Source organism: Shouchella shacheensis, from assembly GCF_001484965.1.
GTDB classification, from domain to species: Bacteria; Bacillota; Bacilli; order Bacillales; family Bacillaceae_D; genus Shouchella; species Shouchella shacheensis.
The window spans coordinates 377,774-401,377 of record NZ_LLYY01000003.1 but is presented as its reverse complement, the minus strand read 5'-3'; the positions used below and the strand labels follow the sequence as shown (position 1 = coordinate 401,377).

Genomic DNA, 23,604 nt, shown 5'->3' with positions numbered 1-23,604 from the left:
GCATTTCTCCACCAACCTCGTTACAGTAAATTCGGGAATGCAGGATGTATAGAATTACGACTTGCTTGGACATCCATCTCGGTCAAGCAAAACTGTGCTTAGTTCCGGATGAACATACCTAGCCTTTAATGAAATGTTTCACCCGTCTTTGATGAAGTTTCGTTCTATGACTCATGTTCACCCCTGTGCCTTCATAAATATAGAGAAACGACCATCCTCAATCCTCAACAAAGGAGTGAAACTCGCATTATGTCACAGACAGCAAAAAAATCTCTAAAAAGGCTTACATCTGTTCAGCTTCAGCAGCGACTAATTCATGCCCAGGCCGAACTTGATAAATGTCAAAAAGAACTTAGCAAATACCAAAACGACTATTACTACCAGATGATTGATGAATTGAAGGAAGAAAACAAGCAGCATCAGGCTGAGCTAGAAAAGCTCCAGCTTGCACATGAAACCCTTTCTAAGAACTATGAACAACAAGAGAAGGAGGTTGAGCGGCTCCAAAATAAGTCACGAGCAGACTCTTCTCGCCTGCCGCCAAATGAAGAAAAAGAAAAGCGCACTGCTGATGGGTCAAAAGGGGCTCCTTTTTTAGGGGATAGTAGAGAAAAGCCGTCTTCCGCACCGAACCGGTCAAACGATCCGCGAAAGGCACAACGGAAGGCTACCGATTCCAATGACAATTGGTTTGAACGAAACTTAAAGGACCAGCGCGCCAAAGAATAACGGCCAGAGAGGTCCACGAAAAACCCTTCATTCGTAGACATTGAAGGGTTTTTCAGAACGAATCACTGTCATTTGAGAATGAGGGGTCTGCTGGTACATCTCCGTGTATTGTTGCCCCCTCCTTAATTACGGCCCCTTCTCCGATTGCCTGAGCTTTCAATACTGTGGCGCCTGCACCGACTTTCACGCCTCTCGCTATGTGCACCCCTTTTTCCTCTCTCGTTTTGTTAAGAAAGCAACAATGTGGCTCTATCCATACATCCCCTTCTATAATGGAACCCTCTGGAATAAAGCAATCCGATTGAATGCGGGTACTTTTTCCAACCACCGTATTCGACTCAATAATGACGCTTTGTTCAACCATCGAACCCCTTTTCAGCTCCACGCCCTCATGGATACATGAATAATCACCCACTTTCACATTTTCATAGGCAACTGTTCCCCGGTAAAGGCAGACGTAGCTTCCTATCATTACTCCATCGAGAAGGATTAAAGACGTGTGATGATTTTCCTTCGGCCGCTTGCCAAGCAGAGAAAAATCACCGATCACCGTGTTCTTTCCTATAATAGTTCCAGACTTAATGACTGCATGATGCCCAATGATCGTGCCTTCTCCAATCACAACGCCCGCTTCAATGACTGCATATTGGCCAATCTGTACATCTGGCGCAATCATCGCCACATCATCTTGACTCAAACCGTTTCCCTCCCCTTCATGAATATGTCCCGGACAGTGGCCAAAGGGACATTTGTTCACAACTCACGTAAAAAGAGGACTAAACAATAGCCCCCTTACTTTTTCTTCTTTCCACAACAGTTTTTTGAAGGCTTTAGCGCAGGTTTTGGTTCCTTCTTTGTCACCCTTTTTACAATGAAAGCTCCTGAATCCGGCTTCTTGTGATTCATAACGACTCCCCTTCCTCCTCCAGTTATGAAAACAACATCTATATACTCTATGCAGTTTTCACCCAATCCGTCCATGAAGAGGATTTTTTAAATATACCTAAGAAGGCCGCACATATTTAATCAACAGTCATACTATACAGTAGTCCGAACACCTAGTTATGGGCGAGAGAGAGAAGGCTTCAAGCTAGGTAAAATAATGAGGAGGTTTCTCCATGAGCTACGAACATGAAAAACACAATGTGTGCATCAGTGTTTCAAAAGTATATGACTGGGTCACACGTCAAGTAGATTTGCCAACCATGTGCTACAAAGATGGGAAGAAGGAGGACGAATTAGCGGAACTTTTTAAGTGCAAAAATATTGATGACTGTGACTCCTTCTCTGATTTCATGAAAAAATACCCTAAGAGTAAGGCCGTTTGTCGTGTTCTTGATTCGAAATTTTACACAAAAGAAATCACGGATCCGGACGATCGTACACAAGTAGAGGTTAGCATGCCAAACGGCAAAGAGGTCGTGCTTGAGAAAGTAAAAGTTCTAATCAAGGTATTCATTGAAGTAGACATCTATGATGAGTTTGGGGAACATCTCTGCACATCGTGCGAACCACTTGAATTCACAAAAATCGAAACCTTCTACTTATGCGCTCCAGAAGGGACGGACGTTTGTGCCTATATCACTTCAGGGCAATGCGATGCAGAAATCATTTGTGACGGCGACTATACGCAGTTAGACGTGTCCTTCTCATTCTGTCTTGACGTTCATGTACTCGCAGACGTCTTGCTAGAAATCGACGCTGCTTACTGCAAACCGCGCCATGAGTTTCCGATTAGTGACGTCATTTGCCATGAAAACAAGTTCCCGCCACAATGCCCAGTGATTTTCCCGGGTAAATATTCGGATAAAAAATCAACCGCAACTGTCTCAAGCTAATCAGGATCCTCTTTGTGCCACCGAGCCGTCTCTGCGCGGCTCGGTATTTTTGTCTTCTGAATGGCAGGAATGGTACATAGAATGAAGATAAAATGTGGAAATAGGAGGCTGTCTCTATGTCGCAACGCCAACCAACCAACACGCAAGATAGGAAACATATTCAGCTTCAACAAAAGCTATTGCATTATCGTTCTGAGGTCGTGAAGCAAGAGCGAATACTCAAGCAGCAGACAAAGAAACTTGACGAACAGGAGCTTGTGATCCACGGCTTAACGGACCGACTAGAAGAGTTAGCCAAACGTCCTGCTGAAGTCGAGTATAGACTGGAGGCCAAAGATGAACAAAGGGAAACGCCGCCACAAACATCGATAATCGTTCCTTATTTCTCCTACTCGATTATTTCACCCATCGATTTAGGCGCAGATGAGCCAGTGTTAATCAAAGGCCATTTTGTGCTTGAGAACAAGGGGGAGGAGTCACTCCACGACCCTGTGGTTTGTTTAACGTTTAACAAACCACAACTTGCCAATTTATCAGGACGAATTCATCGCCCTGATTCAGCAAAAAAGAAAGTAGATGACCACCTAATCGCACATCCCGACTCTCAGGATGGCTGGAGCTACCTCGAAAAGGAGGCCGACAAACGAGCGAAAGAAAGCGGGCAATTTTGGTTAAAGCCACAAACAAACGAACTGCCCGCTTCTTCTTCCATGGCCTTTTCAAATTTTGAAATTATGCTTCCTGTTCAGCCGAGCACGTCTGTTTCTTTGCAAGTAAATGGATTTGTGTACGGGCAGGAATATCCTGATGGGGTGCCTTCCTTGAATGCTATCACGTTTACGCTTGCATGAAGAACTTATCCTCTGTGCCCATTCACTTTTCGCGAGAATGGGCCCTCTTGCTTCCCTATAACCGCCTACTTATAGACTCCAAGAGAGCGGCAACGCAGGCAATCGCAAGAACGAAACTGATGGGAGTAAAGACCAACGGGTAGAAAATGTAGCCAAAATAGAGCGCCGTCGCTACCCAAACGCCTGCGCACCAATAGCAGGAAAGCAAGCTGCCGATCCACTTTTGCACCCCCTTCCCTTTTCCCTCAATGTAGATGGCGGTCTCACCCTCTTCGTCCACCTCTGTGCTTTCTTCCACAAAGGGGTTTCGTAGCCACGCCATAATGTCATCCATCACAAGCAACCGCGTCAAACGACAAGTGGCAAACGCAAGAATCACCCACTCAAACGGGGAAAGCATCATCGACTCCTCATCCTTCCTCTATCTTTTAGAAGATATGAACGACTACATTGTCCTATGTGCATAGGCAAAGCACCATTTTTGCCTCCCTGCATAACGTGTAGGGAAACAAATCGAATAGGGGGTTTCAAAATGTATCCTTCTTCTCGTCAGCAGCCGTCGGTCCAGTATCTGCCGCCTTCCACCATCGAGGACTACTACCACCAATGGGTCACGACTACCATTCCGGGTTATGGAAGAGTGATCGCCTATATTGCTGACTACAACCGACGTACAGGCATGGTCTCCCTTCTTGTCTATCAAGCCCCGTACTACCAGCAGCAATTCGTGCAGGTTCACCATAGTGATCTCATCGGTATCAGCCCGTACTTTGGATCCGTTCCACCACAAGGCGGAGGGGGGCATACACCGCCTCGTCCACCTTGGTATCCTGGTTACCCAGGAGGAGGCTTTTGGCCTTGGCTTTACGGGCAAATTTCTTCCTACGGTTCCACGGGCCAAAATTAATCAAAACAGCGCAGCCGGGTCTCCAAAACTCCACGCCTGTGCTTGAATTTCGGCGCAGGATTGAAAGATCTCGAACTTCTACCCGCCGAAGCCAGAAAAAACCTCAAGCCCTGTCCCAGAGCTTGAGGTTTTTTTAAGATAAGGAAAGAATATTGTAGCCACTGTCCACGTGAATCACTTCTCCGGTGATGCCGCGGCTCAAGTCGCTTGCTAAGAAGAGAGCGGTGTCTCCGACTTCCCCTTGCGTTGTCGCTTTGCGAAGCGGAGCTCTCTCCTCAATCTCTTTAATCACATCATTGAAGCCGCCAATACCTTTCGCCGCAAGCGTGCGAATCGGTCCAGCGGAAATCGCGTTGACGCGAATGCCATCCTTGCCAAGATCGTTCGCCAAGTATTTTACGCTCGCATCAAGAGAGGCTTTGGCCACACCCATAACATTGTAATTCTTCACGACTTTTTCGCCGCCAAGATACGTCATTGTAATGATGCTCCCGCCTTCTGTCATAAGCGGGCGTGCCGCTTTTGCGACCGCGGAGAGGGAATACGCGCTTACGTTTTGTGCGAGCAAGAATCCTTCTCGTGTCACATTCAGATACTCGCCCTCCAGCTCTTCTTTGTTGGCAAAAGCGATACAGTGAGCCAGCCCGTGGATCGTGCCGACTTCCTCTTTGATTTGCGCGAATGTGTTTTCAATTTCCTCATCATCGGTGATGTCGCACGGCAGGACAAGATGCTCCCCTTCTAGCGATTCGGCTAGCGTGCGGACGTTCTTTTCAAGCCGCTCCCCCGCATAAGTAAAAATCAACTTAGCACCTGCTCCTGCAAGCGATTGGGCAATGCCCCAGGCAATGCTCCGCTTATTGGCCACACCCATAACCACGTATGTACGATCGGTTAAGTTCAATGAAAACAAATCGGTCTCCTCCTAAATTAAGATCAGGTACTAACAGTTTATCATAAGGAGGTTTTAAATGAAAAGAATATCTTCGCGTGCGTCTGGACCCGAAAGCTCCGAAGCAAGAGGAAGCGACTGACTAGATGAGGGAGAGAAATCACCGTTATTACAAAGGGAACGCGAGAAACATTCCAGGATGTGTTCTCTAGGTTCGGCTCCTCGCGGGAGACTAGGGCTGGAGTGCATATAGTTGGTTTTGCTTCACCTAGCGACGGACAACGTTGATGTGAGGGATGATTACCACTCAAGTGAAGGCGATAACACTCATGTGGGAGACAATATCAATCAAGGGAGGAACGATACCGCTCATGTGGGAGGCAATATCAATCAAGGGAGGAACGATACCGCTCATGTAAGTAGCGGTATCAATCAAGCGGCAACAGATACCGCTCATGTGGGGCACAGTATCGCTCAAGCAGCGAGAAAATACCATTTAAAAAGAGTACTTGCTCGTCTCAAAGGACTATTTAGCCATTGACTCGTTACTTCCACCACTCGACACTAATGGTCAATGGTGATTTGAACTTAACCCGCTTTTCGATAGTGCAATTGGTCCAAATTCAAGTTCCCCAAGCTTACCCTATTTTTAGCTCCAAAAGCGTTACCCTTTATCCGTCTCAATGTTCCGCTCCTCAAACCCACATTTCCGACAAGTGTAGACAACGTTTTGGTTGGAGAGAGCCGTGAGCAATCCCGGAAGCTCTTGCTCATCGTTACAGCTCGGGCAGCGTACGATCGGTTCCATATCGACCATCCTTTCCTCTTGGCTTCTCTTAGAATCCCCTTTCCTTAAGTGAATCATGCAACCCAAGTTCACCAAGACAGTGCTGCATATCGCCCGGCAGCGGCGTTTGGAACCGCATCTCCTCCTTCGTAATCGGATGTACGAGGGAGAGCCGGTGGCAGTGGAGCGCTTGTCTGGAAAGGAGAGACACGTCACCTCCGTATAAGTCATCCCCTAGCAGAGGGTGGCCCAGCCAGGATAAATGAACGCGAATTTGATGAGTGCGCCCGGTTTCAAGCGTTAGTTCGACAAGAGCATGCGAAGCACTTTTGGCCAACGTTTGATAATGGGTGATGGCTTGTTTGCCGTCGTCGCGCACTTGCCGCTCAATGATGCTTGAGGGGTTTCGACCAATCGGGGCCTCAATGCGTCCAGTCGCCCTCTGCAATGTTCCTTGGATGACGGCAACATACTGACGCTTCAGGTTTCCGCTTTTTTGGGACGTCTGCATGCGTTCGTGGGCATAGCGATGTTTGGCAATCGTAAGCAGGCCGCTCGTCCCTCGATCCAGTCGGTTCACGGGGTGAAACGTCGCATGAATCCCACTTTTTTCGTAGTGACCAATCACCGCTTGAGCCAATGAGCCGGTAGGATGTTTCCTTGAAGGAATGGTTAGCATTTCAGAAGACTTGTTCACAACCATTAGGTGCTCGTCCTCATAAACCACATCTAGCGCCACATGTTCTGGTACAAGACTCTCGCTTCTTTCCTCGGGTGGCAAGTGAACTTCAACAAGATCCCCAGCCTGGACGACAGCCCGAACTGTGACGACTGTGCCGTTGACCAGAAGCTGTCCCCCGCTAAATTTAACCGCCGCCAGCGCACGCTTGGACAGATGCTTATAGTGGCGCAAAAATACACGCAGAAGCATTGGGCCCGTGCCCTCTTCTACGTGCCATGTCAACACGATTCTCTTACTCACCGATGAACGACTCCTTCACGCGCTTCCAAAACGGGAACGGTCGAAACCGCGCAAAACGCACCTTTTCCTCAGCCACTCTGCACTGAATAGAGTCCACGTTTTTGCCGTCAAGCGACACATTAAAGTGGTCAATGGTCACCTGAACCGAAACATCATTCAACAGTTTTAACAAGCAAGTATGGTGCTGCGGGAGCACGAGTGGCGAACCAACCGTGCGGTAGACTCGGTTGTTAATGGAGGCCATTTCAGAAAGCTGAATCGAAGCGAGGGACGGATGCAAAATTGCTCCCCCGAGCGCCTTGTTGTAAGCCGTGCTTCCTGAAGGCGTGGACATGCACAGTCCGTCTCCACGAAATGTCTCAAATTTCTCTCCTTTGATATCAACATTACAAACCAGCGAGCCCTCGGTACTTTTGATTGTGCTTTCATTCACCGCAAGGAATCGCTCAGAACTATTGTTATCTCGGTAGCGAATGACCACCTCGAGGGTCGGGTACTCGACGATTTGAAAGGGCGTCTTCACAATATGCGTCACCAAGCTTTCCACTTCATCCGGGATCCAATCCGCATAAAAACCGAGGTGCCCTGTATGGATGCCGACAAAGGAGGTTTCCTCCAGACGGTGGGTATAGGCATGAAACGCTTCGAGGAGCGTACCATCTCCCCCAACAGTAATCACAATATCCGGCTCTTCCGTGTCTTCGATAAGATCGGCGGCATTCAATCGGGTTTGAATGGTTTCCTGTAGGTCATTTGAAAGCTGATCCCCTCGTGATGCGACGGTATACTTCAAGCAACATTCCTCCTTTAGCGTCGGTTCTGCTCCTGCTTGGCTGAAATAATGCGCTGCGCTTCTCGAACCTCATCACGAATGATCGACATTTCTTCGTCAAGCCAAAACGCCGCTTCAGAGGCGCGCTGAAGGCGCATATTAATATCATCAGGAATTTCACCGCTGTATTTATAACGCAACGAATGTTCAATCGTTGCCCAAAAGTTCATGGAAAGCGTCCGCACTTGCAGCTCCACAAGCACTTTCTTTTCCCCTTCAATGGTTTGGACCGGGTAACGGAGCACGATGTGATAGGAGCGGTAGCCACTCGGCTTTTTCTCCTCAATGTAATCTCGCTCCGTCACAATTTCGAAATCCTTCCGCCTACGAATGAGCGAGACTACCGTCTCAATGTCTTCGACAAATTGAGTGACAATGCGAACACCAGCTACATCTTGCATGTTTTCATCAAGATGATCGAGAGGAATGCCTTTGCGCTCTGCCTTATTCAAGATGCTTGAAACCGGTTTGACGCGGCCAGTAACAAATTCTATCGGTGTATGCTTCGACGTCTTCTGGTATTGCTCTCTAATGCCCTTCAGCTTTACCTTCAGCTCATCAACCGCTTGCTTGTAAGGCGTTAAAAACATATGCCAGTTCACCTAAACCACCTACCTTTACCGATGCACGCTAAAACGCTTCTTTCACCGCTTGTTCAAACGCTTCTCCGTAATTTCCATTTCCATCGATATTTTCAAGCAGAAAATCAAGTTCATTATGTACCTCTACAAGAGCGAGCCTTGTGTTTTCATCCAATTTTGCATACAGAGCGGAGCGTTTCTTATAGGCTTCACTTAGTGCAGGCCAAACAACCTGTTCAAAACGCAAATAAAAATAGCGCTCCTCATCTTCAAGCATATAAATAAACGCATAATCATCGGAATCGACCAAGATCCGCTCCCCTGCTCGCAGCCGACTAACGAGATTAGGGTCGATTTCACCCTCTATATGAACCGTACTGGTTTCTTCTTCTATTTCAATTTGCGACACGATTAATTTCTCCATGACAACCTCCACACAGACATTTTTCCTCGTTTAGTTTATCACATTTCCCTCTGCATTCACACGGGGAGGCACTGCCGGAAGGCGCGCTTGGAGTGATCGGAGCTGAGTGAAAAAATGGCACCCGCCACGTTTAAAAGGAGGGGAGCGCAAAAACACGGTTGTTTTCCACAATGATTGTCTTATAATGGATGAAACACGGCATAGAAATGAGGCAAACCAATGGCAACCGAAATGGAATACGAAGCCAAATCGTTAGTAACGGAAGCACAATTCAAAAAACTGCTCACTCATTTTCAGTTTTCAAGTGAAAATGGCAGCAAGCAGCGCAATAACTATTACGACACCAATGACTTCCTCTTGAAGGAATCAAGGGCAGCGCTCAGAACGCGCGTTAAAGCAGGAAAATGTGTCTTAACACTTAAGCAACCGTCCGGCGATGGCTTGCTGGAAACCCATCAAGCGCTCACAAAAACCGAAGAAAAAGCACTGGAGGGAGGCGTGCTGCCGGAGGGAGAGGTAAAGGAAGCCGTGCTACTGCTCCTCCCTTCCTTGTCAGACCTACACCGATTCGGCACCTTGACAACGATCCGCTACCAAAAAGCCACTCGCAACGGCTTCATTTGCCTCGACCAAAGCACCTACCTCGACACCGTCGATTTTGAGCTTGAGGTCGAGAGCTCCACTGTGCACGAAGCGACGGCAATGCTTCGGTCCATATTAACTACGATTGGCACTCGTCCCGTTGAAACAAAAAGCAAGATCGCCCGACTTTATCACCGCGCTCGCGCTGAAACGTTGGAATAAGCCGTAAAAAGACGCAGGCGATCGCCTGCGTCTTTTTACGCACGTGTTTCCAGATTCCTCTCTATTTCGCTCTTTTCTACATCTGCTCATCGGTCGGTTGGGAGACCGCGTGGTGCTAAAAAAAGAGACTCTCGGTCTCTCTTCTCATCCTATGCATTCTGATATGTCTCATACACCCTTGGCACGTAAGCCTGTGTTTCTTTAAAAGGCGGGATGCCGTTGTACTTATCGACGTTACCTGGCCCCGCGTTGTAAGCGGCAAGCGCTAGCCTTATATCGCCATCATAGCGATTCAGCATGTCCTTTAGGTAGCGGACCCCGCCCTGAACATTTTGCTCTGGGTTAAAAATATTTTTGACGCCGAGCCCTCTCGCTGTGCCAGGCATCAGTTGCATTAAGCCACTAGCACCAGCTGAACTTACGGCCGATTCATTGAAATTGGATTCGTGCTTGATGACAGCATATACCAGCTTAGGATCAACCCCGTGCTCTTTCGCCGTGCGGTTGATCAAGTCCATATACGGCACATCTCCACTCATTGGCTTAGGCAGTGGTTGAGGCGCTTGCTTCATTTCCGTAGCGTCTACCTTAGCTTTCGGAACAGGAGGCGCCTCGCTTAAGCCTCCTTGCATAGCTAGAAGAAAAGGCAGAGGAGGCAACTCTGGTAACGTAGAGAGGAATGAATTTGATGTACTAGCCTCCCCTGCATGAAACATAGACGTTGGCATAGGTGCTTGAAGTTCTGTATGAAATCGCTCAGCAAAGGATTGAGTTGCGCTCTGCTCGCCTGGATTACCGACAGGCGGAGACGTTGCTGAATTCAAAAGTGACGGTTGTGGCATCGGCCAGTAGCGAATATCCATCCTTCCACCTCTTGGAAAATCGTTTCTTTAACTATAGCAAATTTTCATAGAAGCGACAATGAGATTCCCTAAAAAGGAGCGGTTTAAACACATTATTTGCTGTAAATACGAAGGGTTGCTACAATAGGACTACGCTGATTGAAAAAGGAGAGGCTTTTTAATGAATGACAAAAGCCGTAGCGATCGAACTGTCACCCCTTATGAAGCTCTAGGTGGAGAGGCCGTTCTCAGCAAACTGGTTCATACGTTTTATTCTCATGTAGCCGTGCATCAAGATTTACATGATCTCTTTCCCGATGATTTGACAGAAACGGCTCGTAAACAAATACAATTCTTAACGCAATTTCTTGGGGGACCTGCTCTTTATACGGAGGAACACGGTCACCCTAGACTTAAAGCAAGACACCTTCCTTTTGTGATTACGCCAACGCAGGCAGAAGCCTGGCTTTCCTGTATGGAACGAGCGATGGATGAAGTTGGTTTGCAAGGAGAGATTCGTGACTATATGTTCGAGCGACTGAAGCTGACAGCGCATCACATGGTGAATCATCCGTCACAAGGGTAACAGAAAGGAGTAGACCCATGAATCTAAAACAGACACTGTACGCTTGTCATCAAGAACTTGGCATTTGTGGTCTTCATCCTGATCAAGTGAATAGCCTTCCTTCCAAAAAACCGCTCGAAGTTTATACATTCATTGATCCACTATGTGCCCAGTGCTGGGCGATAGAGCCGGTTTTAAAGAAACTGCAGGTTGAATACGGCCACTACTTTAAAATTCGTGTGTTGCTTGCCGGAAAACTGCAGATGTGGAACGATGTTTGCGAATCGTTGACGAAGCAGGCAAAGAAACAACAGTCGCACCAAAACAAACACAGTCTAGACCCGAGCATGTGCTGCAGTGGCAGCGTACAGTTTGCCGATCAAGAATTGGAGCCGTACAAAGCCTCTCTTGCCATCAAAGCCGCAGAATTACAAGGACCGAAAGCCGGTCATCGCTTCTTGCGAAAGTTACGCGAGGGTCTGTTCTTGAAAAAGCTGAATATCACCGATGAAAACGTCCTTCTCGGTTGCGCACGAGAGGCCAAGCTTGATGAAGACGCCTTTTTGTTTGATTTGTACTCGACGAGTGCAGCAAAAGCCCTTCAATGTGACGTGCGAACCACCAACGAGATGGACGTTGACGCGGTGCCAACCTTTGTCTTTTTTAACGACAACTCCGAAGACGCTGGCATCAAAGTTTCTGGAACCTATTCGTTCTCCGTTTACATTCGACTTCTTGAAGATATGCTTGGGTATAAACCAGAAAAGGCCAAAACCATTTCCTTAGAGGATTTCTTACAACGGTACGGGTTTGTGGCGACCGTAGAAGTAGCGACCGTGTTTGATATGTGCGAAGAAGAAGCGGAAAAGCAGTTGAAAGCACTTATGCTCCAGCAGAAAGTGGAAGCCGTTCCGTTTAAGTACGGCACGTTTTGGCGCTATGTTAAAACTAGCGAAACAAAATAAGCGAAAGCCCGAAAGAAAGTCGTGCTCTGCTTTCTTTCGGGCTTTGTTATGAACCGTGAACGCTAAAGTAGCGGCTCCGCTTAGTGCGCGAGCCGCTACTTTTATCGAAGAGAATGTGAGCTGTTTCACCTAACAGTGTACAAAAAAAAAGACGCGACTGCAACCGTAAAGCCAAACGTTCACGAGTTTGACAAGGTTTCGCCGCTCGTCTATTTTTAGTTCCTCGCGCATACAGTGGGAAAAGAACCAAGCTTGCCTCCCAAGGGACGCATCTCTCCTGTTAGAAAGGAAGTGCCTTCTCATGTTCTCCTGGTCGCTTTTATGGCGTCTTGCCATTCTTGCTGGAGCATTCATCCTCTATATGGTTTCATTGCTACATGTTTTTCCACGTATCGTTTCCGTACCGCTTCTTTTTATGGCCGTTCTTTACCTTTTTTCGCCTATGAGCAGGAAGAAACGATTTCGAGGCTTCCGCTAGCGTTCGTTCACAGCTTCTATCGTTACTTCAAACCATGTAAAAAAGCCAAGTCACGGCTCTTATGACTTGGCTCTCCATTTAACGCTTCTTTTCAATCACCTTGCTCTGCAAGCAGCTCCTCCATCTGATCAAGCGTTGCTTCAAACAAGCCCATTGCCTCGCGAACAGGTTCCGGCGTCTCCATGTCCACGCCTGCTTTTTTTAACAGGGTAATTGAAAAGTCTGAGCTCCCAGATTTCAAGAACTCGATAAACCGGTTTGCAGCGGGCTCTCCTTCCTCCAACACTTGTTTGGCGAGCGCAGCCGCTGCGCTGTACCCCGTGGCGTACTGATACACATAATAATTCATATAGAAATGAGGGATACGTGCCCATTCGTATTGGATTAGTTCATCAGAGACCACGCCTTCCCCGTAGTACTTCTTATTCAGCGCCAGGTACGCCGCAGAGATCGAATCGGCTGTTAATGCCTCTCCTGCTTCCTGTTTAGCATAGAGCTCTGCCTCAAATTCGGCGAACATCGTCTGTCTGAATACAGTGGTACGGAAGCCTTCCAGAAAATCATTCAGCAAATAAAGTTTGCTACGCACGTCCGTTTCTCTCTTCATGAGGTGGTCATGCAAGAGTGCCTCATTCATCGTCGAAGCCACCTCCGCCACAAATAGCGTATAGTCGCCATACGTGTTCGGTTGGTTGGCCCGCGTATAATAACTATGCACGCTATGGCCAAATTCATGGGCGAGTGTGGAAAGTCCGTCGAGTGAGTCCTGCCAATTCATAAGGATAAACGGTTTCGTCCCGTATTCCCCCGATGAATATGCGCCACTCGCTTTGCCTACGTTTTCATAGACATCGACCCAATTCTCTGCAAAGCCCTCCTGGACAATCTCCACATACTCCTCGCCAAGTGGCCTAAGGGCATCGAGCAGCACGGTTTGAGACTCTTCATATGTAAACGGCATCCCAACACCCTGAATCATCGGCGTATAAATGTCATACATATGAAGTTCATCAAGGCCTAACAGTCGCTTGCGCAAGCGCAAATAGCGGTGCAATAAAGGCAAATGCTCATTTACGGTCTCGACAAGCTGATCATATACGTTTTCAGGGATAAAGTTTGCCGCAAGCGCTGCTTGTCTTGTAGTATCATAGTTTCTAACTGAGGCTTGAAAACTGTTTTGCTTGACTTCCCCGCTGAGCATCGCCGCAAACGTGTTGGCAAATGTCTGATAGGTGCCGTAGACCGACTCAAATGCCTGGCGTCGAACATTACGATTGGAGTCTTGCAAAAGGGAAATGAAGCGGCCCTGGGTCACCGCCACTTGTTCTCCTTTTTCCGACGTGATGTCTGGAAACGTTAAATCGGCATCGCTGAGCATTGAAAACGCCTGGGAAGAAGCACCAAGCGCCTCCTGTGCACTGGCAAGAAGCGTCTCCTCCGCCTCATTAAGGACATGCGGGCGCAGCGTTTCAAGCTCACGGAAGCGCTGCTCATACCGTTTAAGGCGGCTTTCTTCCTGAAGGAAACGGGCGATCCGCTCATTATCCAAGCTAAGGAGTTCGGGCTGGATAAAGGCTGTCGCCTCCTGAAACTGCGTGAAGAGTTTCACGGCACGATCATACATTCCCTGATAGCCGGCGTTCGTCTTGTCCTCATCGTTACGCAACTGTGCATAGGTGAAAATCTTCCCCAGCTTTTCTGCTAACTGATCCTGCGTATACAATGCTTCATAGACAACTTTTGCTGTGTCGTTTAGCCTCCCTTGGTAGCTTTTTATGGAAAAGATCTCTTGTGCAAACGCGTTTGCTTCCTTGCTCCACGCATCATCCGTTTCAAAAATGGAAGCCACGTGCCATTTAAATTCTTCAGGGATTTCGTCTCTCGTTTTTACATTGCTATTCACCAAAATCGCCCCTTCCTTTCTCGAATGTTCAAAACCATCTCCATCATAGCAATGTTAACGTCTTTTGCCAAATTTCACCGTATTCCGAGTCACGTTTGCTTAGCTCCTCTGTAGTCTCAAATAAAACCGGTTCACTCGTGCACACGTAGTGCTCCTCCCCAACTTTTTTAATGGTCGCAAAGGACATTAACAGCTGCAAATACTCTTCTGTTAGCTTTGCTGTGATAAATGTTGGAGAGGTATAAGGCAAATAAGGAATAGAAAAGGAGCCAAGAATAGCGCGAAGGGAGGCAGTGGCCTGATGCAGGGAGAAAGGATGATCAAGAGGAAGTGGAAGGAGAAACCGAAATAAAAAGAGCGTTTGCCAGATCATGGCAGGGATCGTGGTAAAGGGTTGTGAAGAGAGAGGCCAGCCCGCCTCAAGTGGAAACTGTCCTGGAGGACGCTTGTTGGCCGTTAAAAACTGTTGAAAAAAACGATCTCTGGGTGTACGGTACTCGGGGTATGTTCTCATTCTTTGTCGCACACGCAGGAGTTCATTAAGCAAAGTAAAAGGAATTTGTGGCGGCTGGAGCAAGCTCGCAAAGGAAAGATTGTCTGAGGGGATGAGTTGGATTTGCGCGAGAACAGCTGAGGAGCGAACCGGCAGGATGTGTCTTAGAAAACCAAACATCTTAGCGGTGGGGTCATAATACGTTAAGTAGCGTTCATTCTCTCTACGTCTAAGCGCGAACCATTCAAACGAACGCAGTCTGTAGATGGATGAATTCTTGCGTTTTAGACGATGGCCTCCGAGGATCCATACAGGAAGAATGCTTTCTTTTTTGTAGCCGTAGGACCTAGCGTGAATTGCTGCGATGTCCATCGAAGCACATTGAAATTCAATCGCAACCTTGTATTGGGCATCGTGGACATAAATGTCGGGTCTTTGCCGAATTTCGGGGAGAAAACACTCTAACGTGCTTGGCAGTTGCTGACGGGTCAGCCAATCCAGTAAATAGCGTTTCCCAAGCACATGCGTGTCACTCTCGCCCTCTGTCGCATAGGTGCACGCTTTCTTTTTCTCATGAGCAAAATGCCATCTTCGCTTTGTCCCGAGTTTAAGCGTGACCTTCTTCATACAGGCTGGGCAATAGAATTGCTGGTCTCTTCTCATTTGCTGGAGTTTGCCTGTGTCGTGCTCGTCGAGTAGAGAAACAGAGCGACCATTCATTAGCTGAGCTTGCAGCAAATGCCTTCCTCCTTTCCAAATAGATGTTCTTTCCCCTTCGACAAGCATCGCCAAAAGTCCTTTAGAAAGGTTTAAAACAATTTGAATGCCGAGTTGCGAATTTTAGACTCGTTTCAAAAAAAAACAAAAGCTGGCCATGGCCAGCTTTTAAAGTGAAAACGTATCTTTAAGCTCTGAAAGTGCGTGATCTGCCATCACCGTTTTCCCGTACTCCTGCAGACGATGTACGGAAAGCTCTGACTCATAGCCAAACTCCAACATCCGACTCAAAATATTGTCTTGCTCATCTTCTGAGTGCGTTTCATTATCGAAGTATACATAGAGGTAGTACCGCCCTTGAAAATGGTAAAGGGTGTTCTTAACTTCCTCTGCGGAAACTGTGTGGCTAAGCATAATGGCATCCTCCAGGTCTTGGAAACCAATAACGATTTCTAATACCTCCACCTCAGTGTTCGCGTAGCCCTCATCGTCTACTAGTTCGGAAAGCTTATCTTTGTGCTCCTCTGTTCCCTCACCGACAGGGATTTCAAGCTTCACATTTCCGTCTGAGACTTGACCACGTGTTACGATAATTTCAAGACCTTTATCAAGCGCATGCACTTGAATCCAGAGCGGGCCATCCAATTCAAAATCGTCACGATTGCTTGCTTCGTGCATCATTTCGTAGAATAGCTCTTCTCCACGTTCTCGGTTATACCAAATCTCATCACGCTCGAACCCTCGTGCCTCAATGTCTTTATACGTAATAAAAAATTTAATGGTTGTGTCGTTTACGCGTTCAATCTCCATACTCGCTCTCCCTCCTGTTAGCATCAGAGTTCCTACACTGAACGTCCAAACATAATTCCTGTGGCCCAACTTTCGTTGCCATCATCGTTGTATATTTTGCCATTCATCTGGTTTCTTATAGTCTATTCTATGACAAACGCAGGTAAAAAGAAATGATAAACGCTTATGTTTCCAAAAGATCCGCGAAACAAGGGCGTAGTCGTTTATATTCCCTTAATCTTATACCCCTGTCAAGAAAAAAACACCTACCACAGGCTCGTGCTCTGTAGAAGGTGTTTAGAGATTAATTAACGAGGCGCTGCGCTTCCTGCAACTGAAACGTGCGTACTTTTCGCGGCAAGAAACGGCGAATTTCAGCATCATTGTAGCCTACTTGCAAGCGTTTTTCATCAAAGATGATCGGACGGCGCAGAAGCCCAGGATTGTCACTAATAATGTTGAACAACTTCTGAAGCGGGAGGGCTTCTAGTTCTACTTCCAACTCCTGAAAGACCTTTGAACGAGTCGAGATGATCTCATCAGTGCCGTCTTCGGTCATACGAACCACTTGCTTAACTTCTTCTACAGAGAGTGGAGAAGCAAAAATATTCCGTTCTTCAAATGGAATATCGTGCTCTTCCAACCACGCTTTCGCTTTTCGACAAGATGTACAACTTGGGGACGTCAGCAGTGTAACCATCTTATGAACCTCTCCTTTACAACCAATATCTATTCGCTAAATCACTCGTTCAGTAGTTCACAACACCCATTATACAGCTTTGTTTAACTCTTGTACAGAAGACTTATACAAATATTGAACAAAGATCATGTAAAAATGTCTTCTTTCCTCAATACCCCCTGAGCTCATTTCTAAAACCAATTATACCAAAAAACTTACTAAACATCTATGTTTCAAAAGTAGGTAGTACAAGAAAACCAGAGGCAGTTCAAATGAAAAAACTCCGACGAACTGTCGGAGTTTAGGCGCTGATTTTATGGGTCTGTGGATACGGATTAACAGAACGCTTCTTTTTCCAATTGCCTACTTGTTTTCTGAGAGCATCTTTTAAAAGCTCGCGCTTCCGCTTTTTTTGCTTGTTTTTTTCTTTCATCTCACCCACCACCTTTGCCTTTAGGGGCTTGTGTTTCTAAAAATCCCTCTTATTCTTTTTCGTATGTGAGAACATCGTCTACAGGCTCATAAGCTTCTCCATACAAACGCGTGTCTTTGTACGTATGAATCGTCTCATAGGTGTGCTTCATCTTTTCATATATGCTATGCTCACTTTCATTATTCGGTGACCAGTACAATATTTCAAGTTCATTCCGTTCATTTGTCACTAGGGAGCGACGTGTATACCCTATTGACTGGGCGTGCTTGAAGCCTTCGCGATGATAAAAGCGTTGGCGTTTTTTGGAATCTGTGTCTTCGTAATCGACAGGTTCTACTTCGAGAATAATCGGTTTGCCTTTATCTTTTAGTTTTTGCAGCAGCTTTTTTCCAAGGCCTTCCCCACGCGCATTTTTGGAGACGAATAAGTAGTCCACAAACACGAAATCTTCCGTTTCCACGTACATCATCACGTGCTTTTCGCTTTCATCCTTGTGGTAAATATCCCCTTTCTCCTTTAAAAGCAGCGTCATATGCTCTTCGGATTTCATTTCCTCCACGGGAAAGTAATCTTTTAACTTCTCATACCATGACATTCGAAACCCCTCCGTCCCTGCATGTTGTTCGCTTACGTTTCGTTCCTTATTCAAAACGTATGCCAACTCCTTTTTTGTAGTGTGTGCGCAAAACACAGTAATAATTAGTAGAAAACCCCTACTCCCGAAAAGAGCAGAGGCTATTTTTTCATTTATGGATTGTCGTAATTGACGCCTTCTGAGTACGTATTGCCCGCGTTCCAAAGAAGGAACTCATGAATGTCGTTATCATACAAAGCACGGATTTGATCTTCCACTTCTGCTGCATTATACGGAATGTAATTCCCCGCTCCCAAATAACTTGCCGTAAAGTCTTGGATCCAAGGACGAGAAACGGGGCGATTTTCGCCAAGCTCATCTAGAACTTCATTTTCTACTTGCGCGTACTCGTCCGTCAATTCGTATGGATACAGATCAGGCTTGTCTAAACCAAAATACCCTGGGCCCCAGTGACTCGGATAGATCATAGAGGAAATGATATCAACGTTTTCCGAGATTTTCGCAAAGTCTTGACCAATTCCGGGCGCTGCGCCCACATCAGCAGCGTAGCCGAAAATGTCAACAGAAACGTCCACATCATACGCAGACAGGTCTTCACGTGCTTTCGCCACGAAATCCGTCACGGCTTGAACACGACGCTCAACATTGTCGCCGTCCCCGCCTTCGTACTCACCGACGCTATATTCAAGCGATTCATCACGTGTCTCAAAGCCTTCTGGGAAGCGTACATAGTCAAACTGGATTTCCTGAAAGCCCATTTTTGCCGCTTCCTCGGCAATCGCTATGTTATAATCCCAAACTTCTTCAAGGAATGGGTTTACAAATTTATGTCCGCTGCTGTTTGACCAAGTCGAGCCATTTTCCTGAAATGAAAGCTCTGGTCTAAGGTCTGCTAACACATTGTCTTTAAACACAACAACACGAGCGATTGGATAAATGTCGTTTTCTTCAAGCACTTTCAGCATGGCCTCGGGATCATCAATGTAGCCATAAGCAATATCATAAAACGGAGAATCTTCATCTGGCTCGTACGTGATATTTCCATCGTCATCTTTTATATCGATGACCATCGCATTCAATCCGGTGTCGTTGACAAGATCAATAAGTGAATCAAATCTGTCCCCCCCAGCAGAGTGAGCGGTTACAAAGATGCCTCTTACGCCCTCTTCCGGGTAGTCAAACGACAAATCAGTCTGGTAAACAAAACGGGCGGCACGATTCGGAGCTTCCAACTGTTCCTGGCCACTGGCTTTATGAACATGCTGTGCAACTGTCATCGCTGAATCCGCCTCTGCTCCGCTCGGCGTGAGCAGAAGTGTACCGCCCAGCAGTGCTGCAGAGATACTGTGTCTATGTTTGAACACTCTCTTCACATCCTTCATTATTTTTTAGTGACTAATCTTCATCTTGCGCATCCCAGTCCTCTGGAATGGGCTCGTCCTGCTCTATGAGCGTTTGTTTGCGTTTCGCGTCAAGTTGTTCTTTATGCCGTTGAAACTGCTCCTTATTTAAAAGAAGCTTCTCCCCATCCCAAACGGCATGTACATGTCCTAAATGAATCTGCTTTTGTATGTATGCGGGCTGCAGTCCAAGGTATTCAGCTAGCTCGTTCACGGAAATGTACATATTCTCGCTCCTCCTCTAAATTATAACGTCTTTTGTCGCAAATTGTCATCATGAACTTAAAAAAATCACTGATTTTGTGGATACCTTTTGAGTTTTTGCCCATATCCCGCTATGATGAAAGTGACACCGACGAAGCGAGGGGTACTATGCATACAAATTTACGGTCTTTTATTAATCAGTTGAAAAACGAAAAGGAACTCATTGAAATTACGGCTGAAGCTGATCCTTACTTGGAAATCCCTGAAATTCACCGGCGCGTCATTGATGAGCAAGGACCAGCGCTTCTCTTTACCAATGTCAAAAACAATGACACTCCGGTCGTGACCAATTTATTTGGAACCGTCCGGCGTCTAGACATGGCCTTTGGCCCAAAGCCAGAAGCTTTTGTCAAGCAAGCGATTGGTGCTTTGGACAAGCTTATGCCGCCAACGATCTCTTCTCTCTGGAATGAAAAGTCGCTTTTTACAGACGTGATGAAGCTAGGGACCAAAACGGTTTCAAAAGCACACGCACCCGTTGCCGGCATCTATTCGCCAGATGTCGACATGCGCACCCTTCCTGCCTTAACAGGATGGCAACACGATAGCGGGCCGTTTGTCACTCTTCCGTTAGTATACACCGAGCACCCGGAGAATAACGCCCATAATCTTGGGATGTACCGCATCGAAATCCGAGAACAGACGCCAGCGCAGACGGGGATTCACTGGCAAATTCATAAAGGGGGCGGGTTTCATCACTACGAAGCAGAACAACGAAACGAAGCCCTGCCGGTAAGCCTATTTATTGGCGGCCCTCCGGCGCTGATGATTTCAGCAATTGCGCCGATTCCTCCGTTCGTCCCTGAGCTCATGTTTTCTTCGTTTCTTATGGGAAAGAAATTGACGATGTTTGAAGTCGAGAACCATCCTCACAAGCTGGTAGCGGAAGCCGAGTTTGCCTTTGCCGGCTCGGTTCCTCCCCACGTAAGGAAACCTGAAGGCCCCTTTGGCGATCACTACGGCTATTATTCGCTTGAGCATGATTTTCCTGTGTTGGACATCAAGCAAATGTGGAAAAGAAAAGACGCCATTTATCCGGCTACGGTTGTCGGCAAACCGTATCAAGAGGATTTCTATATCGCTGAATACTTACAACGGCTCTTACGACCGTTTTATCCGCTTGTGATGAGTGGCGTGAAGGACTTGCAAGCATACGGAGAGACGGGGGTTCACGCGTTGACAGGGGCGATTGTCAGAGAGTCCTACTATAAAGAAGGCTTAACGCATGCGATTCGCATCCTCGGCGAAGGTCAGTTGTCGTTGACCAAATTTTTGATGGTCACAAGCAAAGATGTGGACTTGCAGCAGTTTCACGAGTTGCTTGAAGCCGTTCTGGAGAGATTTTTGCCGGAGAGGGACTTGCTGATTATGACCGATACTTCGATGGACACGCTCGACTATACGGGACGTTCCTTGAATGTTGGCAGCAAGGCGATTATGACCGGGCTCGGCGACCCAATTCGTACACTTGCTCGCACGTATACCGGTGGACATATCGACAACATTCGCGATGCAATTCCGTTCTGCGGCGGGTGTCTCGTTGTCTCCGGACCTGCGTTCTCGGAACACGAAGACTTCGCGCAATGGCTCGTCGACCATGCCCAGGAAGCCCTCGGGGACTGGCAGCTTGTCTTCCTTGTCGATGATGCGTCGATTGCCGAATCACAAAATCGCTTTCTCTGGACGACGTTCACGCGTTTTGACCCAGCTCATGACTTGTATGCCAAAGCAGACATTGTCCGCAACAATGTTCGCTACCGTGGCCCAATCGTCATTGATTCGAGAATGAAACCTTTTTACCCAGAAGAAGTCGTGGTCGATGAAGAAGTAGCGCAAAAAGTCGATGCACGATGGAAAGACTATTTCCCACGTGGGTATTAAGGGCCAGCACTAGACAACAGGCCGCAGAAAAGCTTGGCTTTCATGCGGCCTGTTTCTTTTATTAGACGGCAACGGGCAAAATAAAGTACAACACAAGCAAAAAGTGAAAGACCGAACCAGCGATCACAAACAAATGCCAGATCGCGTGGTGAAAACGAAACCCTCTCCACACGTAGAAAACTGTTCCTACCGTGTAAAACAACCCGCCCACGACTAAGAAAGTAAGTCCTGCTCGAGGCAACGCTTCAACGATGGGTCCCATCGCAAAGAGAGCAAGCCACCCCATCAAGAGATAAAAAACCGTTGAGAGGACAAGAAATTTTTTCACAAAGAAAATCTTGAAAATCACGCCGACCGTCGCAACCCCCCAGACAATTCCAAAGAGCGTCCAACCAAGGCTTCCACCGACAAGAATGAACAAGATCGGTGTGTACGTTCCCGCTATAAATAAGTAGATTGCCGAATGATCAAGGATTTCAAAGAAGTCCTTCGCTTTTCCGGGAGGCAAGCTATGTACCATCGTGGAGGAAAAATAGAGGAAAAGCATCGTCACGCCGTAAATGGTGAAGCTGACCACATGCCAAGCGGATCCATATAGACTGGAATAAACGATAAGAAGGGTCAATGCTGCTATGCTGAGCAACGCCCCAATCCCATGTGTAATGGCGTTAGCCAATTCTTCTGTTTTTGTGAATGTATGCGTCTCAGCCAAAAAAACGCCTCCCTTTACAAAGTCGTGTAATCATTATACCATACTGTGTTAATATCCGTTACTCGAGTACAAACTATTCCTGGTTCGGACAGAAAGGAGAATGAAAATGAGAGATGTTACACTCGTGGATTTATACGATCATCATATTACCCAGAAATTTGTCAATCGCTCCGGAATGGCTCACGCAATTTGCTGTGCCTACCATGCCTTTGACCTCGCACTCATCCACCATGTCCACCCAGACCTTGCAGCGAAGGCTGCTTTTCTACATGACATTGGTCATTTTACATGGTACAAAGATGGCAAATGGGACTACTCCTTATACAAAGCGTATGATATTCACGCCATCAAGGGGGCCGAGCGCGCTCACAAACTACTCATTCGCTTAGGAGAACATCCTAGAAATGCGAAAGAAATTGCACTGGCCGTCCTTTTGCACACCGATTCGTATTTGCCTCACGGGCACCTGGAGCTCAAACCGCTTCAACACGTCGTCGCTTTGGCAGATGAAGCGGACGAGGAGCCAAAGGGAAGGCACCACTACCGGAAAATTGACGACAAAACGGCCCGCGATTGGCTGCAGTCGCTGGACCGTAAAATTGATGCCTATTTAAGCGACCAGAAAACAAGCTAAGAGGCGTTTTCTCTCATCGGCCGCAAGTCCTCCACCATGGAAGGAGACATCGCCCCGTTGATCCGCTGAATGATTTCCCCCTGCGAATCAAGCACAATGGTCGTCGGAATCCCGATAATTTGATATTCATCCAGCACCTCTCCCTCTTTGTCAAGGGCTGGATCAAAGGTCGCATCGTAATGTTTTAGGAACGTGCGTAGTTCCGCTTTCCCCGTGTCCTCACTCGTTAAATTCACGGCGATAAACTGATCGCCCTGTGTTTCTAAGCGTTTAGCCATCTCGACAATGATCGGCATCTCTTCCTGACATGGATGGCACCACGTGGCGAAGAAATGAAGCACAGTATAGCGCCCCTCCTTCGCTTCAAGTGAGGCCGTGCTTCCTCCAAGCGTTGACAGTGTAAAGCCTGGCGCTAATTCCCCAACTTGCGCGCTAGCGGTTTCTAGATTCGCATCCGCGATCACTTCCACGTGGCGAAAAATGGACTCTGTTTTCAAATGAAACCAGCCAACCAACACAATGGCAGTTAGCAGACACAGGCGAAGCAGATACTTCTTCTTCATCGCCTTTCCCCCTCGTATGGAAATTCGCAGTCATTCTTTATCCGTTGTTTTGTCTGTGCTACGA

The 23,604-nt window shown here is 47.1% G+C and carries 29 protein-coding genes; 10 read left to right on the top strand and 19 right to left on the bottom strand.

What is annotated here, in order from left to right; genetic code table 11:
* Positions 1–249 precede the first annotated feature (249 nt).
* On the top strand, positions 250–729 hold the full coding sequence (locus tag AVZ68_RS08135) for a hypothetical protein (protein WP_059104012.1): 480 nt from the start codon (positions 250–252) through the stop codon (positions 727–729).
* A 52-nt stretch (positions 730–781) separates the two neighbouring features.
* Here AVZ68_RS08135 and AVZ68_RS08130 read toward each other — a convergent pair whose 3' ends face one another.
* Positions 782–1,426, bottom strand: coding sequence for a DapH/DapD/GlmU-related protein (locus tag AVZ68_RS08130; RefSeq protein WP_059104011.1), 645 nt, complete (start codon positions 1,424–1,426; stop codon positions 782–784).
* Positions 1,427–1,847: 421 nt separating this feature from the next.
* Between AVZ68_RS08130 and AVZ68_RS08125 the strand changes: the two genes are divergently transcribed.
* Together AVZ68_RS08125 and AVZ68_RS08120 are read left to right on the top strand one after the other, a co-directional pair.
* On the top strand, positions 1,848–2,567 hold the full coding sequence (locus AVZ68_RS08125; protein ID WP_059104010.1) for a BMQ_0737 family morphogenetic spore coat protein: 720 nt from the start codon (positions 1,848–1,850) through the stop codon (positions 2,565–2,567).
* Positions 2,568–2,683: 116 nt separating this feature from the next.
* Positions 2,684–3,418 carry a hypothetical protein gene (locus tag AVZ68_RS08120; RefSeq protein WP_059104009.1) on the top strand — a complete coding sequence of 245 codons (735 nt, stop codon included), beginning with the start codon at positions 2,684–2,686 and terminating at the stop codon, positions 3,416–3,418.
* A gap of 55 nt (positions 3,419–3,473) precedes the next feature.
* Here AVZ68_RS08120 and AVZ68_RS08115 read toward each other — a convergent pair whose 3' ends face one another.
* On the bottom strand, positions 3,474–3,821 hold the full coding sequence (locus AVZ68_RS08115; protein ID WP_245628084.1) for a DUF1360 domain-containing protein: 348 nt from the start codon (positions 3,819–3,821) through the stop codon (positions 3,474–3,476).
* A gap of 129 nt (positions 3,822–3,950) precedes the next feature.
* Between AVZ68_RS08115 and AVZ68_RS08110 the strand changes: the two genes are divergently transcribed.
* Positions 3,951–4,325 carry a hypothetical protein gene (locus AVZ68_RS08110; RefSeq protein ID WP_059104008.1) on the top strand — a complete coding sequence of 125 codons (375 nt, stop codon included), beginning with the start codon at positions 3,951–3,953 and terminating at the stop codon, positions 4,323–4,325.
* 133 nt (positions 4,326–4,458) lie between these two features.
* Here the strand turns inward: AVZ68_RS08110 and fabI are convergent, their stop codons facing one another.
* Positions 4,459–5,238, bottom strand: coding sequence for an enoyl-ACP reductase FabI (fabI, locus tag AVZ68_RS08105; protein WP_082676379.1), 780 nt, complete (start codon positions 5,236–5,238; stop codon positions 4,459–4,461).
* A gap of 232 nt (positions 5,239–5,470) precedes the next feature.
* Between fabI and AVZ68_RS08100 the strand changes: the two genes are divergently transcribed.
* Positions 5,471–5,758 carry a hypothetical protein gene (locus AVZ68_RS08100; protein WP_059104007.1) on the top strand — a complete coding sequence of 96 codons (288 nt, stop codon included), beginning with the start codon at positions 5,471–5,473 and terminating at the stop codon, positions 5,756–5,758.
* 123 nt (positions 5,759–5,881) lie between these two features.
* On the opposite strand, the gene AVZ68_RS20495 is transcribed toward AVZ68_RS08100, so the two are convergent.
* The 5 genes from AVZ68_RS20495 to AVZ68_RS08080 are packed head-to-tail and all read right to left on the bottom strand — an operon-like array spanning position 5,882 to position 8,823.
* Positions 5,882–6,025 (bottom strand): hypothetical protein, encoded by a 144-nt coding sequence (locus AVZ68_RS20495; protein ID WP_180316678.1) that lies wholly within the window; start codon positions 6,023–6,025, stop codon positions 5,882–5,884.
* A 28-nt stretch (positions 6,026–6,053) separates the two neighbouring features.
* The gene (locus tag AVZ68_RS08095) at positions 6,054–6,986 is read right to left on the bottom strand and encodes an RluA family pseudouridine synthase (RefSeq protein WP_245628083.1); all 933 of its coding nucleotides are present in this window, start codon (positions 6,984–6,986) and stop codon (positions 6,054–6,056) included.
* Positions 6,979–7,779 (bottom strand): NAD kinase, encoded by an 801-nt coding sequence (locus AVZ68_RS08090; protein WP_059104006.1) that lies wholly within the window; start codon positions 7,777–7,779, stop codon positions 6,979–6,981. Before AVZ68_RS08090 ends, AVZ68_RS08095 begins: the two co-directional genes overlap by 8 nt.
* Positions 7,780–7,793: 14 nt before the next feature.
* A complete protein-coding gene (yjbM, locus tag AVZ68_RS08085) occupies positions 7,794–8,408 on the bottom strand; it encodes a GTP diphosphokinase (RefSeq protein WP_059104005.1) in 615 nt (204 codons plus the stop codon).
* 40 nt (positions 8,409–8,448) lie between these two features.
* Positions 8,449–8,823 carry a UPF0738 family protein gene (locus tag AVZ68_RS08080; protein WP_059104004.1) on the bottom strand — a complete coding sequence of 125 codons (375 nt, stop codon included), beginning with the start codon at positions 8,821–8,823 and terminating at the stop codon, positions 8,449–8,451.
* A 219-nt stretch (positions 8,824–9,042) separates the two neighbouring features.
* Here AVZ68_RS08080 and AVZ68_RS08075 point away from each other — a divergent pair, with 219 nt between their 5' ends.
* A complete protein-coding gene (locus tag AVZ68_RS08075) occupies positions 9,043–9,627 on the top strand; it encodes a CYTH domain-containing protein (protein WP_059104003.1) in 585 nt (194 codons plus the stop codon).
* A 149-nt stretch (positions 9,628–9,776) separates the two neighbouring features.
* On the opposite strand, the gene AVZ68_RS19760 is transcribed toward AVZ68_RS08075, so the two are convergent.
* Entirely contained in the window at positions 9,777–10,490 is a 714-nt protein-coding gene (locus tag AVZ68_RS19760) for a lytic transglycosylase domain-containing protein (RefSeq protein ID WP_245628082.1), read from the bottom strand.
* Between the two features lie 160 nt (positions 10,491–10,650).
* Between AVZ68_RS19760 and AVZ68_RS08065 the strand changes: the two genes are divergently transcribed.
* Both AVZ68_RS08065 and AVZ68_RS08060 read left to right on the top strand, forming a co-directional pair.
* Positions 10,651–11,055, top strand: a complete 405-nt coding sequence (locus tag AVZ68_RS08065) for a globin domain-containing protein (protein ID WP_059104002.1) — start codon at positions 10,651–10,653, stop codon at positions 11,053–11,055.
* 17 nt (positions 11,056–11,072) lie between these two features.
* The gene (locus AVZ68_RS08060) at positions 11,073–11,999 is read left to right on the top strand and encodes a ClpXP adapter SpxH family protein (RefSeq protein ID WP_059104001.1); all 927 of its coding nucleotides are present in this window, start codon (positions 11,073–11,075) and stop codon (positions 11,997–11,999) included.
* Positions 12,000–12,568: 569 nt separating this feature from the next.
* Here AVZ68_RS08060 and pepF read toward each other — a convergent pair.
* From pepF to AVZ68_RS08025, 8 genes are all read right to left on the bottom strand, one after another.
* Entirely contained in the window at positions 12,569–14,386 is a 1,818-nt protein-coding gene (gene pepF, locus AVZ68_RS08055; protein ID WP_059104000.1) for an oligoendopeptidase F, read from the bottom strand.
* A gap of 37 nt (positions 14,387–14,423) precedes the next feature.
* Positions 14,424–15,611, bottom strand: a complete 1,188-nt coding sequence (locus tag AVZ68_RS08050) for a competence protein CoiA (RefSeq protein ID WP_059103999.1) — start codon at positions 15,609–15,611, stop codon at positions 14,424–14,426.
* Between the two features lie 147 nt (positions 15,612–15,758).
* Positions 15,759–16,400, bottom strand: coding sequence for an adaptor protein MecA (gene mecA / locus AVZ68_RS08045; protein ID WP_059103998.1), 642 nt, complete (start codon positions 16,398–16,400; stop codon positions 15,759–15,761).
* 283 nt (positions 16,401–16,683) lie between these two features.
* Positions 16,684–17,079 carry a transcriptional regulator SpxA gene (gene spxA / locus AVZ68_RS08040; protein WP_059103997.1) on the bottom strand — a complete coding sequence of 132 codons (396 nt, stop codon included), beginning with the start codon at positions 17,077–17,079 and terminating at the stop codon, positions 16,684–16,686.
* 280 nt (positions 17,080–17,359) lie between these two features.
* Positions 17,360–17,491, bottom strand: a complete 132-nt coding sequence (locus AVZ68_RS20870) for a hypothetical protein (RefSeq protein WP_281176601.1) — start codon at positions 17,489–17,491, stop codon at positions 17,360–17,362.
* Positions 17,492–17,540: 49 nt separating this feature from the next.
* A complete protein-coding gene (locus tag AVZ68_RS08035) occupies positions 17,541–18,086 on the bottom strand; it encodes a GNAT family N-acetyltransferase (protein ID WP_059104045.1) in 546 nt (181 codons plus the stop codon).
* 152 nt (positions 18,087–18,238) lie between these two features.
* Entirely contained in the window at positions 18,239–19,450 is a 1,212-nt protein-coding gene (locus AVZ68_RS08030) for a putative glycoside hydrolase (RefSeq protein WP_245628081.1), read from the bottom strand.
* A gap of 31 nt (positions 19,451–19,481) precedes the next feature.
* A complete protein-coding gene (locus tag AVZ68_RS08025) occupies positions 19,482–19,712 on the bottom strand; it encodes an excisionase family DNA-binding protein (RefSeq protein WP_059103995.1) in 231 nt (76 codons plus the stop codon).
* A 146-nt stretch (positions 19,713–19,858) separates the two neighbouring features.
* Here AVZ68_RS08025 and AVZ68_RS08020 point away from each other — a divergent pair, with 146 nt between their 5' ends.
* Complete coding sequence (locus tag AVZ68_RS08020; protein ID WP_059103994.1) at positions 19,859–21,631, top strand: UbiD family decarboxylase; 1,773 nt, start codon at positions 19,859–19,861, stop codon at positions 21,629–21,631.
* A gap of 61 nt (positions 21,632–21,692) precedes the next feature.
* On the opposite strand, the gene trhA is transcribed toward AVZ68_RS08020, so the two are convergent.
* A complete protein-coding gene (gene trhA / locus AVZ68_RS08015; RefSeq protein ID WP_059103993.1) occupies positions 21,693–22,343 on the bottom strand; it encodes a PAQR family membrane homeostasis protein TrhA in 651 nt (216 codons plus the stop codon).
* A 106-nt stretch (positions 22,344–22,449) separates the two neighbouring features.
* Between trhA and AVZ68_RS08010 the strand changes: the two genes are divergently transcribed.
* Positions 22,450–22,977: an HD domain-containing protein gene (locus AVZ68_RS08010; RefSeq protein ID WP_059103992.1), complete on the top strand. Its 528-nt coding sequence runs from the start codon at positions 22,450–22,452 to the stop codon at positions 22,975–22,977.
* Here AVZ68_RS08010 and AVZ68_RS08005 read toward each other — a convergent pair.
* The gene (locus AVZ68_RS08005; protein ID WP_059103991.1) at positions 22,974–23,540 is read right to left on the bottom strand and encodes a TlpA disulfide reductase family protein; all 567 of its coding nucleotides are present in this window, start codon (positions 23,538–23,540) and stop codon (positions 22,974–22,976) included. The two genes, AVZ68_RS08010 and AVZ68_RS08005, sit on opposite strands and share 4 nt — an antisense overlap.
* Positions 23,541–23,604 lie beyond the last annotated feature (64 nt).

Excerpts from the sequence above, each read along its gene's own strand:
- AVZ68_RS08135 (WP_059104012.1), top strand. The coding sequence starts at position 250 with ATGTCACAGACAGCAAAAAAATCTCTAAAAAGGCTTACATCTGTTCAG.
- AVZ68_RS08125 (WP_059104010.1), top strand. The coding sequence starts at position 1,848 with ATGAGCTACGAACATGAAAAACACAATGTGTGCATCAGTGTTTCAAAA.
- AVZ68_RS08120 (WP_059104009.1), top strand. The coding sequence starts at position 2,684 with ATGTCGCAACGCCAACCAACCAACACGCAAGATAGGAAACATATTCAG.
- AVZ68_RS08115 (WP_245628084.1), bottom strand. The coding sequence starts at position 3,821 with ATGATGCTTTCCCCGTTTGAGTGGGTGATTCTTGCGTTTGCCACTTGT.
- AVZ68_RS08110 (WP_059104008.1), top strand. The coding sequence starts at position 3,951 with ATGTATCCTTCTTCTCGTCAGCAGCCGTCGGTCCAGTATCTGCCGCCT.
- AVZ68_RS20495 (WP_180316678.1), bottom strand. The coding sequence starts at position 6,025 with ATGGAACCGATCGTACGCTGCCCGAGCTGTAACGATGAGCAAGAGCTT.
- yjbM (WP_059104005.1), bottom strand. The coding sequence starts at position 8,408 with ATGTTTTTAACGCCTTACAAGCAAGCGGTTGATGAGCTGAAGGTAAAG.
- AVZ68_RS08080 (WP_059104004.1), bottom strand. The coding sequence starts at position 8,823 with ATGGAGAAATTAATCGTGTCGCAAATTGAAATAGAAGAAGAAACCAGT.
- AVZ68_RS08075 (WP_059104003.1), top strand. The coding sequence starts at position 9,043 with ATGGCAACCGAAATGGAATACGAAGCCAAATCGTTAGTAACGGAAGCA.
- AVZ68_RS19760 (WP_245628082.1), bottom strand. The coding sequence starts at position 10,490 with ATGGATATTCGCTACTGGCCGATGCCACAACCGTCACTTTTGAATTCA.
- AVZ68_RS08065 (WP_059104002.1), top strand. The coding sequence starts at position 10,651 with ATGAATGACAAAAGCCGTAGCGATCGAACTGTCACCCCTTATGAAGCT.
- AVZ68_RS08060 (WP_059104001.1), top strand. The coding sequence starts at position 11,073 with ATGAATCTAAAACAGACACTGTACGCTTGTCATCAAGAACTTGGCATT.
- mecA (WP_059103998.1), bottom strand. The coding sequence starts at position 16,400 with ATGGAGATTGAACGCGTAAACGACACAACCATTAAATTTTTTATTACG.
- spxA (WP_059103997.1), bottom strand. The coding sequence starts at position 17,079 with ATGGTTACACTGCTGACGTCCCCAAGTTGTACATCTTGTCGAAAAGCG.
- AVZ68_RS20870 (WP_281176601.1), bottom strand. The coding sequence starts at position 17,491 with ATGAAAGAAAAAAACAAGCAAAAAAAGCGGAAGCGCGAGCTTTTAAAA.
- AVZ68_RS08035 (WP_059104045.1), bottom strand. The coding sequence starts at position 18,086 with ATGTCATGGTATGAGAAGTTAAAAGATTACTTTCCCGTGGAGGAAATG.
- AVZ68_RS08025 (WP_059103995.1), bottom strand. The coding sequence starts at position 19,712 with ATGTACATTTCCGTGAACGAGCTAGCTGAATACCTTGGACTGCAGCCC.
- AVZ68_RS08020 (WP_059103994.1), top strand. The coding sequence starts at position 19,859 with ATGCATACAAATTTACGGTCTTTTATTAATCAGTTGAAAAACGAAAAG.
- AVZ68_RS08010 (WP_059103992.1), top strand. The coding sequence starts at position 22,450 with ATGAGAGATGTTACACTCGTGGATTTATACGATCATCATATTACCCAG.
- AVZ68_RS08005 (WP_059103991.1), bottom strand. The coding sequence starts at position 23,540 with ATGAAGAAGAAGTATCTGCTTCGCCTGTGTCTGCTAACTGCCATTGTG.